Here is a 14,113-nt window from a genome sequence, read left to right on the forward strand (position 1 = left end):
GCGACCGGAATGGGGCTCGAACCCACGACCTCTAGCGTGACAGGCTAGCGTTCTAACCAGCTGAACTACCCGGCCATTGAAAAAAATAACTTCAAACTTTTCGAGTTCAGCTCTCCGAGAATGAAGAATAATTATTATCGTTGACAGGCAAATCTCTTTACCTGTCACGAAATAATTGGTGGGAACAACAGGGCTCGAACCTGTGACCCTCTGCTTGTAAGGCAGATGCTCTCCCAGCTGAGCTATGCTCCCTTTTAGCTGGTTTGTTGTTTCCAGGACTTTGTTTTGTTGTGTCCCTCACAACAGTATCTATTATACACTATCCCACCCTGTTTGTCAACACTTTTTTTGATATTTTTTATGTTTTGTATCATTTTACAATGCTAGTCCGATATTTTTAAAAACTTATGTGCATTTGCAACATCAAAGCCGCACTTTTTGCCTTGAAATGGGCTTTTTTCATCAGGCTTCCCCCCAAAAAAATCCGCCGAGCCACACGCCCGACGGATAAATTTTTTCAAGAATTATTTTTTATCAAGCTGTTTTTTGAGCTTTTCCTGCTCCTGCTCCATAAGCTTCATAAGTTCCTCCAAGGAAGCTGACGCTGTCTTTGTCTGCTGTGCAGGCTTTGCCGCAGGTTTTGCCTTTGGCACAGGCTTTTTCTCAGGCTCAGGGGCTACAGTATCCTCAGTTGAAGCCGCCTCGTCAAGAAGCTGTGAAGCTCTCTCGTAGTAAGAACGGTCTATCTCAGCACGCTCTTCCTTTTCCGCAGGTCTTTCAAATATAGTTTCCTCGACCTCTTCTACTTCCTCGATAACTTCCTCCGTTTCAGCCTTCTCTTCACCCTCAGGCTCAGCCTTGTGGTGAGAAGCTATCTCGTCGTCAACGTGCTTGCGATGTTTTGCGATCTGCTCGCCCTCGTTCTCGCCGCCGAACAGGAAATCGTCAAGAGTAACGCTCTCTGCAGGTTCTTCCTCGTCATCGTCCTCTTCCTCATCATCTGAAGAATGAGTAGCGATAGCAATTATAAGCTCGATAACAACGAGCAGGAATATAGGAATAACAGCGCACACTATCATGCCGAATGTTGACGACATGAACGTAAGCACCTTGCCTGCTGTCATGTAATATGTAGAAGCTACGCCCACAACGTTCTTTGAGCTTATCTCATAAAGCTTTGCAGGGTCTTTTTCCTGATAAACAGTGTAAACAACGCCGTTGTTATCGTCAGTTGAAGTGATGTCATAAAGCCAGAACACGCTTGTTCCAATATCAGGCACGTTCTCGCACACAACTGCCTCGCCTATCTTGTCTGTGCTAGGGGTCATGTTTGATGTGATAACAAGTGCGCCGTTAGGAACTCTGTCACCCATGCCGTCACCATTCATTATGTACAGGCTGTAGCCTGCAATGCTCGGTGTAACGTTCTTGTTTTTGAAAACACGTCCCACTCCCACAACTATAAGCATTTCCAGAAAAATAAAAACAATAAAGAATATCAGCACGTTCTTGCCTGCTGATGACTTCTGCTTAGTAGCACTGCTCATACTAAAAATAACATTCCTTTCCAAGATATATCCAAAATATCATATTTTATCGCACTAATACATTTATTATATCACAAAGTACCGCAAATTTCAACACATTTGAGCATATTTTTTGCTTTTGAGAAAATTATTCATTTTTGTAAAGTATTATCGTGACAGTACACAATTCGTCATTTTTTATGACCGCATATTTCGAGGTAGACCAATCTCCACCAGCCTGACTGTATGCACGCCTCAGCACGTCAAAGATAACACCGCTATTCTCATCAAAGAGAGTATCCACAGCCTTGTCATACATTTCACTGTCAGCACATTTTAGCCTTGCATATCCACTGTCAGCCATTGCTTCCGCCACAGAACGGCACATCATCTGAACGACATCATCACCGCTTTGAGCATACAGACCGTTTCTTCTGTAATAATTTGCCCCCGAGGAAAATGCCTCAGGATAGTTCAAAAACTTGTTATCGTCCGCTGTATGGTCTTTTGCACACTCGGCGTCAGTGATGCCAAAATAGTCATAGCGGATATAGTCCTCCCCTGCATCTGTCACAGGATCGTCCCAAGTGAGGTCAACGTTCGTCCATTCACCGTCTATCATGACCTTGTTCCACAAATGTGGCTGAACAGCTCCGCCGTCATAGGCTTTGCCTGCCACTGGTATACACTTTATACCTGCCTTAGTGCAAAGTATCTGCATTGCCTTTGCATACCCCTCGCACACAGCCTTACCCTCTACAAGACAGCCATATGCAGAATAGCAATTTTTTGCTGTATCGTCATAGTTACACTCAAGAATTATGCTGTCATGGAAATACAGCACCTTGTCATAATCCGACCAGCCCTGCTCAATGCCTGCAAGTATCTCCCCGACCTTTTTATCCAGCTTTTCTTTCTCAGCCTGCGCTTCCTCAGCGGTCTTGTCATATGTGACCTCCACAGATGTCACATATCCATCTCCGTCAATGCAGATAGTATACTGCGAACCCATATAGTCGATATAAGGACAAGCCGAAGTAAGCATGGATATAAACGCACCGATATCGTCCTTGCTTATAACTCCCTCAGCCAGCTCCACAGAGCTTTCAAATCCGCTCAGCCCTTTGTAAAGCTGTGAAAACACACGTTTTTCGTCAGTACAAAGAAAATCGGCGATATACTCTGCCGTGTCAGGTATCTCAAGTGCCGTAAAGCTCTCGTTTCTGCTGTCAAGCCCTGTTTCAGTATGTCTTTCCGAACTGGCTTCAACATACGCATGAGTGTTCACAAAAGTATTTTTTGAACGGTTTTTATTTTTCTCTCCCGTTCCGCCTAAACTGCACCCCGATGTGCAGATAAGCACTGCCGCTGTGAGTGCGGCGACCATTTTCTTTTTTTTCAATTTTTGTCCTCGATTTTTACACAAAATTCTTCTGTATATTTCAGCCCTTAGTCCGTGACCTCTTCATTATCTCTTTTTATCACAGCCCTGAGCCGTTCTATTTTCTTTTCATGTATCGACAGCACCTTGAACTCCACGTTTTCCCAATGCACCGTCACCTTTTCGTTATCCTCAGGCACATGACCCAGCAGGTCCATAACGAATCCGCCTATAGTGTCATAATCCACCTCGCCGTGATACTCCTTGCCAAGAGCCTCCATAACGTCGTCAAACGCCGCTGTGCCTACCATATCATAGCAATCAGAAGATACCTTCTGTATCTCCTCCGTTTCGTCATCATATTCGTCCTGAATACTACCCACGATAGTTTCAAGCAGATCCTCCATAGTAATGATACCGGCTGTTCCGCCGTAATCGTCCACCACAACTGCTATCTGTGTCTTATCTTCAGTGAACTCTTTGAAAAGCTCACCACACTTGTTGCTTTCAGGCACAAAGGTTATATCTCTCATGAACTCCTTTACAGGACGTTCTTTCTTATCCTCTTCAAACACCAGCCTGAGCAAGTCCTTTGCGAATATAACACCACTTATGTTGTCAGCATTGTCGCAGTAAACAGGTATTCTCGAAAAGCCCTCGCCTATAACAAGCTTCACAGCCTCCGAAAGCGTGGAATTTTCTTCTATAGCAACCATTTCTGTGCGGTGTGTCATAACTTCACGAACTTCGATATCGTCAAAATCAAAAATGTTGCTTATCATTTCCGCCTGACTTTCCTCGATACCGCCCGTTTCGTTTACAGCGTCCACCATCATGAGTATCTCTTGCTCAGTGACAGAGTCTGCCTTGTTTGTGGACTTAACGCCGAACAGCCTTAAAATTCCTGCCGAAACCGCTCCGCTCACAGCAGCCAATGGGCTGAATACCGCAAGAAACACTTTGTATACGCCGCAGTTGTTTAAAATGAACTTCTCGCCCACCTTGCCTGAAATGCAAAGCTTTTTCGGTATGCCTATGCCAAAAGTGCATATAACAAGGGCAAGCAGACAGCTTATTATAACAAATGAACATATGCCGCTAACATAATACGGTGCCTGATAGTTAAAAAGCGTATAAAGCCCGTCAGAAATCGGCTCGTAGAAGAATATGACTCCCACCACCGAAACTACGATTATCATAATAGAACGTGCAATGAGGTTTGTTGCAACTACCCTGCCCGTTCTTTTCAGCAAAGCCGCAAGTTTTATAGCTTTCGGGTCTTTGTCCTCCTCAGCCATTTTCTTTAGCTTAGCGTCATTGAACTCCACAGCCGCATTTTCGCACAAGGTAAGAAAAGCCATAAGCAATATTACCGCCGCACAAACACCTATTCCCGTCCACAGTCGCCCGACATCGTCCATAAAAAAAATACCATCCCTTTCACATAGGCGAAAAAGCTCGCCTTTTTATCATATACTATTTATTATAGGCAACATATGCTTCTTTGTCAATAGATATTGTCACAATTTTTCACATTCTGCCTGAATTTCATATGGGCAATTTTAGTTATGAAAAAAGCAGACGAGCCGCTAAGCCCATCTGCTTACATCAAACAATATTATTTCTCTGCCGCACCTATCTTGGAAACTGCGTCCCTAGTAGTGTTTACGTCCTTAAGGCTCTTTGTAAGCACCTCAGCCGCCTCAGAAAGCGACTTGTTAAGATTTTCAGAAAGTGCCTCACGGATAGCCTTGTCCTTAGCCTTAGCCTGCTCAACGATATCAGCCGCCTGCTTGTTAGCCTCTGCAGCTATCTGCTTTGCATAGTCAGCCGCCTGCTTGATGATCTCCTCCTGAGCCACAAGCTTCTTAGCCTCGTCCTTAGCCTTCTTTACGATCTCCTCGGCTTCCTTGTTGGCCTCAGTAAGGATATTTTTCTTATCTCTTGTCATATCCTTTGCACGCTTTATCTCACCAGGAAGGTTAAGTCTTATGCTGTCGATGTATTCACGCATCTGCTCAACATCGATCATTTTTTTCTGTGAAAACGGTACGCTTGAAGACTTGTCAAGCAGTTCGTCCATAAGTTCAAGTATTTCCTCTACCGTCATTTTAAACACCCTTTCATTACTGATCTATATTATTGGCAGGCTTATAGAGCCTGTCAGTGATCTTGCTCTGTATCTGTTTCGGCACAAAGCCTGTGATATCTCCGCCGAAGCTTGCGATCTCCTTTACAACGCTTGACGAAAGGAACATATTCTCTCCCGTAGTGGTGAGAAACACCGTTTCAGCGTCATTGTAAAGTTTTTTATTTGCAAGAGCCATTTGGAACTCATACTCAAAGTCAGACACAGCCCTAAGGCCCTTTACGATAGCATTAGCCCCTGTTTTTTGCAGATAATCCGCCAGCAGACCGTTATAACAATCCACCACCACATTATCAAGGTGCTTCGTGGCTTCAATTATCATTTCCATTCTTTCTGTAGGTGTGAAAGCAGCCCTTGATTTATTAGCATTAAAAGACACCAGTACTATCACCTTATCGAAAAGCTTTGAAGCTCTGTCGATTATATCCAGATGACCCAGCGTAACAGGGTCAAAGCTTCCCGGGCAAACAGCGATACGCATCAATAGTCCACTTCTTTCATTGGTATCTTATAGACCGTCAAAGCGGTCTTACCGTATTTATATCTCTTATGAAGCTTAAGTCTGCCGTAGCTTTCTCCAAGCTCAAGCTCCTTTTCATGCTCGCACACAATGATAGCACCATCATTGAGCTTGCTCTCCACAAGCTCCAAGGCCTTTTCAACTATGCCCATTCTGTAAGGCGGGTCGATAAAAACTATATCAAGCCCGGCTTTGGCAACTTTAAGATATTCCAGACTATCCATGCAAAGCACACGGGATTCCTTATTGAAACCGCATGAATCCACATTATCCTTGACGATAGCCACAGCCTCAGGATTGCTGTCCACGAAAACGCAGTGACTAGCCCCACGGCTGAGAGCCTCTATACCCATTTGACCGCTGCCTGCAAAAAGGTCAAGCACCGAGCTTGCTGGTACATCAAACTGAATAATGGAAAAAACAGCCTCTTTTACCATATCTGTAGTTGGTCTTGTATCCAACGACTCCAAAGTTTTAAGCTTTTTTCCCCTGCATGAACCTGTAATAACTCTCATAAAAAATAACTCCAAAATAAAAGTATACAATCATTATACTATATTAATTACCATTTGTCTAGACTATTCGCCGATATTTTTTTATTTTTTATACCACACACAAAAAGGGACTTCACAGTGGAAGTCCCTTTAGTTATTTTAATTACGTACTCTAAGAAACAAGTCCTCAGTTAAGATTACTTTCTCTTAGAAACTACGATAGCTGCACCTGCGAGAGCGATACCTGCAAGAGCGATGCCTGCTGTTGCGCCTGTAGCTGCTGTTTTGTCAGAAGCTGCATTTGAAGATGTAGCAGTTGTTGTGCCTGTTGTACCAGTCTTTGAAGAAGTTGTTGCGGCTGTGCTGTTAGCCTTTGAATCAGTCTTGCTGTCAGACTTAGAATCTGTCTTGGAATCATCCTTTTTGCTGTTTGAATCTGTGCCAGAAGTAGCAGGAGCAACAGGAACAGCGTTAGCAGCCCATATCCAGCCCTCGTTTGTTGAGCCGTCATCGAACTTCTGAGCCTCAGCGTTTACAGTACCTGACTGAGCGATAGAAATTGTGTAAGAGCCGTCGCCGTTGATAGCAGTATCCTGGCAGTCAACGTTTGTGTCGAATCCACCTGCGCCACCTGCGATACCTACGCACTTGTTAGGGAAGTAAGCTGGCTGTGCAACCTTATCCTTTTCTTTGTCATCTGGATTTCTGAAATCCCAAGTGCCGTCAGCTTGGAAAGATACACCAGCATTGCCTGTTGTGTCACCAAGACCTTCAATTGTGAAGTCAATAGTGATGTACTCACCAGCGCCTGCTACAGTGTAGTCAGTGATCTCTGATGTGAACTTGCTGTTCCACTTGTTGATGATCTGGAAGCAGAGCTTGTCTGAATCAGACTTGCCAGGAGCAGCACTTACGTTAAACTCCTGTGAACCGATCTTTACCTTAAGATCCTTACAAGTAACGACCTGACCATTTACAAGAGCCTCATCGTTATCGTTGTACTCACATGGGATATCTGTAGCGATGAACAGATAGTTGTAAGCTGTTGAATCAGCAGCGAAAGCTGTTACTGCCATAGCTGTTGTAGCTATAGCTGCTGCAGCCATGCCTGCGAAAATCTTTGTAAGTTTCATTTCTAAAACTTCCTTTCTTAAATAACTTTAAGTATATTGTACTTTATTTTCCGAAAAATTTCAATCGGCTGATTTAACAAATATGATAACGTTTTCTTATGCAATCACAACAATTTGTACTATTGATTTTTAGAAGTATAGCCCAATTTCCGCACTTTGCAAAACTTTTTTATCTTATGTAAAAATACTAAACCGTCATTTATCAAGCTTTTTCTTCTGCACCTTTCCAGTCACTTTCAGCACCATACCTCTAGGAGCAAATTTAGCCCCTGCATAAAGTGCCTTTATAGACTTCTCAGGGATAATGATGAGTTTTCTGCCGAACATTCCCACAAGAGCCTTTTTTGCACAAAACTGTGGTGTTATGGAGCTTACGCCGAACTTGCAGTTTGCAACGTCATTGAACTCCGTATCCACAGGACCCGGGCATACCGCACAAACGTGTACCCTGCTGTTTCTCGCCCTCAACTCCTCATATATTGCGCTGGTAAGGCTCACAACATAAGCCTTTGAAGCATAGTATGTTGCCATCATAGGACCACCATACATAAGCCCTGCCGAGGAAGCTATATTCATTATATAACCCCTGTCAGCGGCAACAAAGTCTTTCAAAAACAGCTTTGTGAGCATATGCACCGCTGTAACGTTGGTGTCTATCATTTTAAGTTCAGTGTCCAGAGGAAGCTTGTCAAAGCTGCCCACTGCACCAAAGCCTGCACAGTTCACAAGCACTGATATCTTCTCGCTCTTTGTTTCCTCATAAAGCCGCAGACATTCTTCCCTGTCAGAAACGTCGCAAACTACCACCCTTGTGTTGTCACCAAGCTCCTCCGCAAGCTCTCTGAGCCTTTCCTCACGTCTTGCGCTGAGTATCACACGAAAGCCCCTTGCAGATAGATCTCTCGCTATCTCTCTGCCAATTCCCGAGCTTGCGCCTGTTACCAAAGCCGTCTTAGCCATTTATATCATCCTCCACCCTTTTCAGGGATATTATTTGATTTTTGTCATATCAGTATATCACATTAGTATCACCCTGTCAAGTGTGAGAAAGATGTAAAATACGCAGAAAAGCATCGCAAAAAACTGAATAAAAATGTCAAAATCTCTTGACATTTACTTTAAAGTATGGCATAATGTTAATATAATTTTAAGAAATAGAATAAAATTAAACTGAGAAATCAAAGAACAAAGAACAAGGAGATAAAAAAATTATGAGTTGTACCCTTTGCATACTTGCCGCAGGTCTTGGAAGTCGCTTCAAAGGCGGCATAAAACAGCTTGAACCTTTCGGACCAAACGGCGAGATAATAATGGATTATTCTATCTATGACGCCGTTGAGGCAGGCTTTGACAAGGTCGTATTCATTATAAGAAAGGATATCCGTGATGCCTTTGATAAAATGATAGGCGACCGTATCTCAAAGTATGTCAAGATAGATTACGTTTATCAGGAGCTTGACTGTCTTCCGGAGGGCTATTCCGTACCTGAGGGACGTGTTAAGCCGTGGGGTCACGGTCACGCAGTCTGCTGTTGCAAGGGCGTTATAAACGAGCCTTTCGCAGTAATAAACGCTGATGATTTTTACGGCAAGGAAGCTTTTGTGAAGCTCCACGATTTTCTCTGCAATGAGAACTCAGATCGCAAAAAGCTTCATCTCGGCATGGCAGGCTTCATACTGAAAAACACTCTAAGCGACTTCGGTGCAGTGAACAGAGGTGTCTGTGAAGTGAAAGACTCTATGCTCACAGACGTTGTTGAAACCTACAATATCCGCCGTGAGAATGACGGCAAGGTCTATTCAGGCGAGGAAGAAACAGCCGAGCTTGACGAGAACTGCTATGTGTCAATGAATATGTGGGCTTGCCCTGACGGCTTTATAGATAAGCTCAATGGTATGTTCACAGACTTTATGAAAGAAAATAAAGACAGCCTGACAGCGGAGTTTCTCCTCCCTGCGGGTATCGATACAATGATAAAAACAGGTGTTGCAGACTGCAAGCTTCTGGAAACTCACGATAAGTGGTTCGGCGTTACATATAAAGAGGATAAGCCAACCGTTAAAGCCGATATCGCAAAGCTTATAGAGGCTGGCGTTTATCCTGAAAAGCTTTGGAAATAAAACTCAAACAAACAAATAATACAGAATAAATTGTCAACAATAAGTCGGGCAGAACAAATTCTCCCGACTTTTTTGCGTCTGTTTGTAAAAAGTGAAGAAAATCCTTAATTCGACTAAAAAGCACTTGAAAAAGGCTGTAAAATGTGTTATGATAATCTTTGAAACGGATCTGCATTTTTGCAGGTCAGGAGAGATAATATAAGAGGTAGTATAATGGAGAGCCAACACGGTAGCAATTTGAAAAATATAAGAAAAAAAAGAGCCACAGCACAGCAAAGCATAGTGTCATTGAGTTGTCTTGTGTGCATAGCATTTGCGGCAATATGGGGCTTCCATGCAGGAAGCGGCAACAGCAGGGCTGTGGAAGCAAAGAAGATGTCAGCTTCAAGCTCTGTAGCAGAGAGCGAAAGCTCCGAGAGCAATGCGGACAACTCTTCTCAGGCAGAAAGCATGATTGATGAGAGTGGCATAGATGAAAGCCTTACTGACAGCTCAGTTACCCATGATGACGCCGACGACCTTTCCGACGCAGTTTTCATAGGCGACTCACGAACAGTTGGTCTGCAAAACAACTGCGATAAGCCAAAAGCAACATTCCTTTGCTCTGTGGGAATGCACATCGACACCGTTATGACAGACCAGAACATCACCCTCTCAAACGGCAATGCAGGTACTGTTATCGACGCTCTTGGAGAAAGACAATATGGCAGAGTGTATATAAACCTCGGCACTAACGAGCTTGGCTGGCCTTATATCGACACCTTCAAGGATTATTATACACAGCTTATCACAAAAATTCAGGAGATACAGCCTGACGCTGTTATCTATGCTGAATCTATCCTCCCTGTAACAGCTTCAAGAAGCTTGCAGGGCGACGCCATAAATAACACAAATGTAGCCACATTCAATCAGGCTATCTCAGAGGTGGCACAACAGACAGGTATAAATTATCTTGACTGTACCTCCGCTGTAGCAGGTGCAGACGGCACTCTTCCGGAGGAAGCCTCCTCAGACGGAATACACCTTATGAGCGAATACTGCGACAAGTGGCTCAACTATATAATCGACAACACATAAGAAAGGAAAGAAGAATTATGAAAACAAAGAAGATACTCTGCACTCTTATGGCAGTTATGTGCATGGGCACAGCAGCACTTACAGGCTGCGGTTCAGACTCTGACAGCAGCACAGCAAACTCCGCAAATTCAGCGGCAGCCGCTCAGACAAACGAAAGCGTTGACGTAACAGCCGTTGCGGACAAGCTCAAGGACGGCATAGAGTTCAAGGACGAGCTCGCAGAGCTTGACGAAGCAAAGATAGAAAAGATAATCGGCATATCAGCAGACAGCTATACAAAGGCTAAGGTCTATGTAAGCTCATCAGGAGGAACAGCCGAAGAGATAGACTGCTTTGAAGCCAAGGACGCAGACAGTGCAAAGGCTATCGCAGATACACTTACAGCAAGAGTCGAAAGCCAGAAAAAGGTTTTTGAAAACTATGTTCCGGAGGAAATGACAAAGCTTAATGACCCTGTTCTTGTAACCAACGGCAATTATGTTTACCTCTGTCTTTCAAACGATAACGATAAAGCAAAAGAGATAATAGGCTAGGAGTAATAAATATATGCTTTTTTCAAGTACAACATTTCTGTTCGCATTCCTGCCTATTGTACTGATAACGTATTATATCGTCCCACGCATAACACGCAATCTGGTGCTGTTTATTTTCAGCCTTGTGTTTTACGCATGGGGCGAACCTGTTTATATCGTCCTCATGATAGCTTCCACTATCGTTGCGTATATAACAGGACTATTGGCAGACAAACAGCGTAAAAACGCAAAAAAATACACTCCGCTCATCGCAATGATAGGAGCGGTGGTGTGGAACATCGGACTTCTTCTGTTTTTTAAATATACCGACTTTTTCATCGGTGCGGCAAACAGCATTTTCGGCACGCAGATAAAGACCTTGGGTCTGGCCCTCCCTATCGGTATCTCATTCTACAGCTTCCAGACCCTTTCATACGTTATCGACGTTTATAAGGGCGAAGTAAGAAGTCAGAAGAACTTCCTTGACCTTGCCACCTATGTTGCCCTTTTCCCACAGCTTATCGCAGGTCCTATCGTAAGATACATCGACGTTGCGGAACAGCTCAAAAAGCGTAACGAGAGCATAGAGCATTTTGCACAGGGCGTGTGGAGATTTTCCATAGGTCTTGGCAAAAAAGTCATTCTCGCAAATACTATCGGCGAGCTTTTCGACACTATCTCAAACTCAGCACAATCTGAACTGAGCGTTGCCGCAAGCTGGCTGGGCATAATAGCCTATACCTTCCAAATATACTTTGACTTCTCAGGCTATTCCGATATGGCGATAGGTCTTGGCAAAATGTTCGGCTTCGACTTTCTCGAGAACTTCAACTACCCTTACATCTCCACCTCTATCACAGACTTCTGGAGACGCTGGCATATGTCACTTTCAAGCTGGTTCAGAGATTATGTCTATATCCCACTTGGCGGTAACCGCAAGGGCAAAGCAAGACAGTGCCTTAACATCATGATAGTATGGTTTCTCACAGGCTTCTGGCACGGTGCAAACTGGAACTTTATGCTATGGGGTGTGTACTTCGGTGTGATACTCCTATGTGAAAAGCTTTTCTTGGGCAAAGCCCTGAAAAAGATACCTGCATTTTTCCAGCACCTCTATGCACTTCTTTTTATAGTCATAGGCTGGGGAATATTCTCCTACGAAGACTTCGGCAAGCTCACACAGAACTTCAAAAATATGTTCGGCGCAGGGGGACTTCCTCTCATAAATCACCAAACAGTGTTCTGGCTCGCACAGTATGCAGTAACAATAGTGATACTTGTGATAGCTTCAACACAGCTTCCAAAAAAGCTCTGCCTTAAGCTTCAGATCAAGTGTCCTGAGATATGCGGCTGTATACTCCAACCGCTGTTTGCATTAACACTTTTGGCAGTTTCCACCGCCTACCTTGCAGGTAATTCATTCAATCCGTTCCTGTATTTCAGATTTTAAAGGAGGACGGCAGATATGAAAAAACAACTTAAAAACTATATTATGATAGTGTGCTTTCTGCTGTTCATATTCGGCTTTGCAGTGGCAAGTTTTATTTCCGAGGACCGTGAATTCTCCGAAAATGAGAACCGCTATCTACAGCAAGCCCCTGAGTTTTCGTGGAAAAAGCTTGAAAAAGGCGAGTTCACATCGGATATCGAAAGCTATATGTCCGATCAGATATTCATGAAAGACCAGCTTGTGAGTCTTAAAACAGTCACCGACCGCACGCTTCTGAAAAACTATCAGAACGGTGTATATTTCGGCAAGGACGGCTATTATCTCCAAGACTATCAGGAAAACAGACCTCTTATCGAGAAAAATATAAGCTGTCTTAATGATTTTGCTGACAGCCTTGATAAATCCGTCGACGTAAGCTTTCTTCTTGTGCCGAATGCAGTTTCCGTTATGTCAGACAAGCTCCCTGCGGTCACACAGACCGACGATCAGCTTAAAAGCGAAAAGTATATAAGCTCTATCCTCAGCGACAGGATAAAACTCTGCTTCCCATATGACCAGCTCAAAGACGCCGCAAAGTCCACGCAGGTTTTCTATAAGACCGACCACCACTGGACAGCCGAGGGCGCAAAAGTGGGATTTGACGCACTTATGACAGCCATGAATGAAGATATCCCACAGGTATCCTACAATATAGAAACTGTAAAGGACTTTCATGGCACGCTTTATTCAAAAGCCCCAACAAACTTCTCCGCTGCTGACGAAATGCACTTCTACACAAACCCTGACAACAGCGTAAAGGTAAATTATGTTCAAGAAAACAAACAAACAGACACCATTTTTGACGATTCATTCAAGACCAAAAAGGATAAATACTCCACATTCATGGGCGGAAACTTTGCCCTCACGGAAATAGAAACAAACGGTGAAAGCGATGAACACGTCCTTATTATAAAGGACAGCTACGCAAACACAGTTATGCCATACTTTGCCGACAAGTATAAGCACATCACAATGATAGATATGCGTTATTACCACATCATGGATAAGACCGTCAGCGAGTATGTAAAAGACAACGGTATAACAAAGGTCATTTTCCTTTATAATATGGACTTTGTGAACTCTGACAACAACTTCATCTGGCTTGAATAACTTAGCAGCAATTAGGGGCGGCCATTGGTCGCCCGCTATTTTTATCACACCCATATATAACGTCAACGTCAAAATCACAGAAAGAAGGACATAAAATGACACTTACCCCCTACAAAAGAAAAGCCTTTTATTATGAAACAGACCGCATGGATATAATCCACCATTCAAATTACGTCCGCTGGCTTGAGGAAGCCCGTGTTGACCTTATGGAGCAGCTTGGCTGCCCATTCCACGAGATAGAGGCAAGAGGGATAGTTTCCCCAGTGCTCTCCGTGGAAACACACTATAAATATCCCGTCCGTTTCGGAGATGAGTTTGAAGTGCGCTGTAAGCTGTCAAAGTTCAACGGCTGTGCCTATGAGCTTGACTATGAGATCTTTGACCTTACCACTAAGAAAACAGCCTGCCTTGCCCACACCTCCCACTGCTTCACCACCTCCGACCTTAAGCCTGTAAGACTAAAAAAACATTATCCCGATATCTACGAGAAATTCCTTTCCGCATATCAGGCAAGTGAAGAATAAGCAAAAAAAGGCGCTGTAAAAAAACGCGCAATAAAAAAAGACTGCAACCACCCTTAAAAGGGTAGGAAAGCAGTCTTT

Annotated in this window: 14 protein-coding genes and 2 tRNA genes; 6 read left to right on the forward strand and 10 right to left on the reverse strand. The window is 43.7% G+C overall.

The genetic code is table 11. The features are described 5' to 3' along the window. Position 1: 1 nt before the first annotated feature. From AB5Z01_RS12890 to AB5Z01_RS12935, 10 genes are all read right to left on the reverse strand, one after another. A tRNA-Asp gene (locus AB5Z01_RS12890) sits at positions 2-75 on the reverse strand. A gap of 101 nt (positions 76-176) precedes the next feature. Further along, positions 177-252: transfer RNA gene (locus AB5Z01_RS12895), tRNA-Val, on the reverse strand. Between the two features lie 272 nt (positions 253-524). Beyond that, on the reverse strand, positions 525-1,547 hold the full coding sequence (locus tag AB5Z01_RS12900; protein WP_368365590.1) for a hypothetical protein: 1,023 nt from the start codon (positions 1,545-1,547) through the stop codon (positions 525-527). A 127-nt stretch (positions 1,548-1,674) separates the two neighbouring features. Beyond that, positions 1,675-2,928, reverse strand: a complete 1,254-nt coding sequence (locus tag AB5Z01_RS12905; RefSeq protein WP_278644558.1) for a transglutaminase domain-containing protein — start codon at positions 2,926-2,928, stop codon at positions 1,675-1,677. Between the two features lie 47 nt (positions 2,929-2,975). Further along, on the reverse strand, positions 2,976-4,328 hold the full coding sequence (locus tag AB5Z01_RS12910; RefSeq protein WP_278644560.1) for a hemolysin family protein: 1,353 nt from the start codon (positions 4,326-4,328) through the stop codon (positions 2,976-2,978). A 197-nt stretch (positions 4,329-4,525) separates the two neighbouring features. Further along, entirely contained in the window at positions 4,526-5,017 is a 492-nt protein-coding gene (locus tag AB5Z01_RS12915) for a hypothetical protein (RefSeq protein ID WP_022288084.1), read from the reverse strand. A 16-nt stretch (positions 5,018-5,033) separates the two neighbouring features. Beyond that, positions 5,034-5,537: a pantetheine-phosphate adenylyltransferase gene (gene coaD / locus AB5Z01_RS12920; protein ID WP_046441497.1), complete on the reverse strand. Its 504-nt coding sequence runs from the start codon at positions 5,535-5,537 to the stop codon at positions 5,034-5,036. Continuing rightward, positions 5,537-6,091: a 16S rRNA (guanine(966)-N(2))-methyltransferase RsmD gene (gene rsmD / locus AB5Z01_RS12925; protein ID WP_038670722.1), complete on the reverse strand. Its 555-nt coding sequence runs from the start codon at positions 6,089-6,091 to the stop codon at positions 5,537-5,539. The genes coaD and rsmD overlap by 1 nt, the downstream gene beginning before the upstream one ends. Positions 6,092-6,267: 176 nt before the next feature. Further along, positions 6,268-7,203 (reverse strand): NPXTG-anchored protein, encoded by a 936-nt coding sequence (locus AB5Z01_RS12930; RefSeq protein ID WP_038670720.1) that lies wholly within the window; start codon positions 7,201-7,203, stop codon positions 6,268-6,270. Between the two features lie 195 nt (positions 7,204-7,398). Further along, positions 7,399-8,163, reverse strand: a complete 765-nt coding sequence (locus AB5Z01_RS12935) for an SDR family oxidoreductase (protein ID WP_287216351.1) — start codon at positions 8,161-8,163, stop codon at positions 7,399-7,401. 251 nt (positions 8,164-8,414) lie between these two features. Between AB5Z01_RS12935 and AB5Z01_RS12940 the strand changes: the two genes are divergently transcribed. The 6 genes from AB5Z01_RS12940 to AB5Z01_RS12965 all read left to right on the forward strand — a co-directional run bounded on the left by AB5Z01_RS12940 (position 8,415) and on the right by AB5Z01_RS12965 (position 14,035). Then, the gene (locus AB5Z01_RS12940) at positions 8,415-9,323 is read left to right on the forward strand and encodes a nucleotidyltransferase (protein ID WP_195220632.1); all 909 of its coding nucleotides are present in this window, start codon (positions 8,415-8,417) and stop codon (positions 9,321-9,323) included. Between the two features lie 213 nt (positions 9,324-9,536). After that, entirely contained in the window at positions 9,537-10,400 is an 864-nt protein-coding gene (locus AB5Z01_RS12945) for a GDSL-type esterase/lipase family protein (protein ID WP_287216350.1), read from the forward strand. Between the two features lie 17 nt (positions 10,401-10,417). Beyond that, entirely contained in the window at positions 10,418-10,933 is a 516-nt protein-coding gene (locus tag AB5Z01_RS12950) for a DUF4358 domain-containing protein (RefSeq protein ID WP_287216349.1), read from the forward strand. A gap of 13 nt (positions 10,934-10,946) precedes the next feature. Next, positions 10,947-12,362 carry an MBOAT family protein gene (locus tag AB5Z01_RS12955; RefSeq protein ID WP_195249263.1) on the forward strand — a complete coding sequence of 472 codons (1,416 nt, stop codon included), beginning with the start codon at positions 10,947-10,949 and terminating at the stop codon, positions 12,360-12,362. Between the two features lie 15 nt (positions 12,363-12,377). Further along, on the forward strand, positions 12,378-13,511 hold the full coding sequence (locus tag AB5Z01_RS12960) for a DHHW family protein (RefSeq protein WP_287216348.1): 1,134 nt from the start codon (positions 12,378-12,380) through the stop codon (positions 13,509-13,511). A gap of 95 nt (positions 13,512-13,606) precedes the next feature. Further along, positions 13,607-14,035 carry a thioesterase family protein gene (locus AB5Z01_RS12965; protein ID WP_195220627.1) on the forward strand — a complete coding sequence of 143 codons (429 nt, stop codon included), beginning with the start codon at positions 13,607-13,609 and terminating at the stop codon, positions 14,033-14,035. The last annotated feature ends 78 nt before the right edge of the window (positions 14,036-14,113 follow it).

This window comes from Ruminococcus sp. RTP21359st1_H3_RTP21359_211015, from assembly GCF_040909065.1.
GTDB classification, from domain to species: Bacteria; Bacillota; Clostridia; order Oscillospirales; family Ruminococcaceae; genus Hominimerdicola; species Hominimerdicola aceti.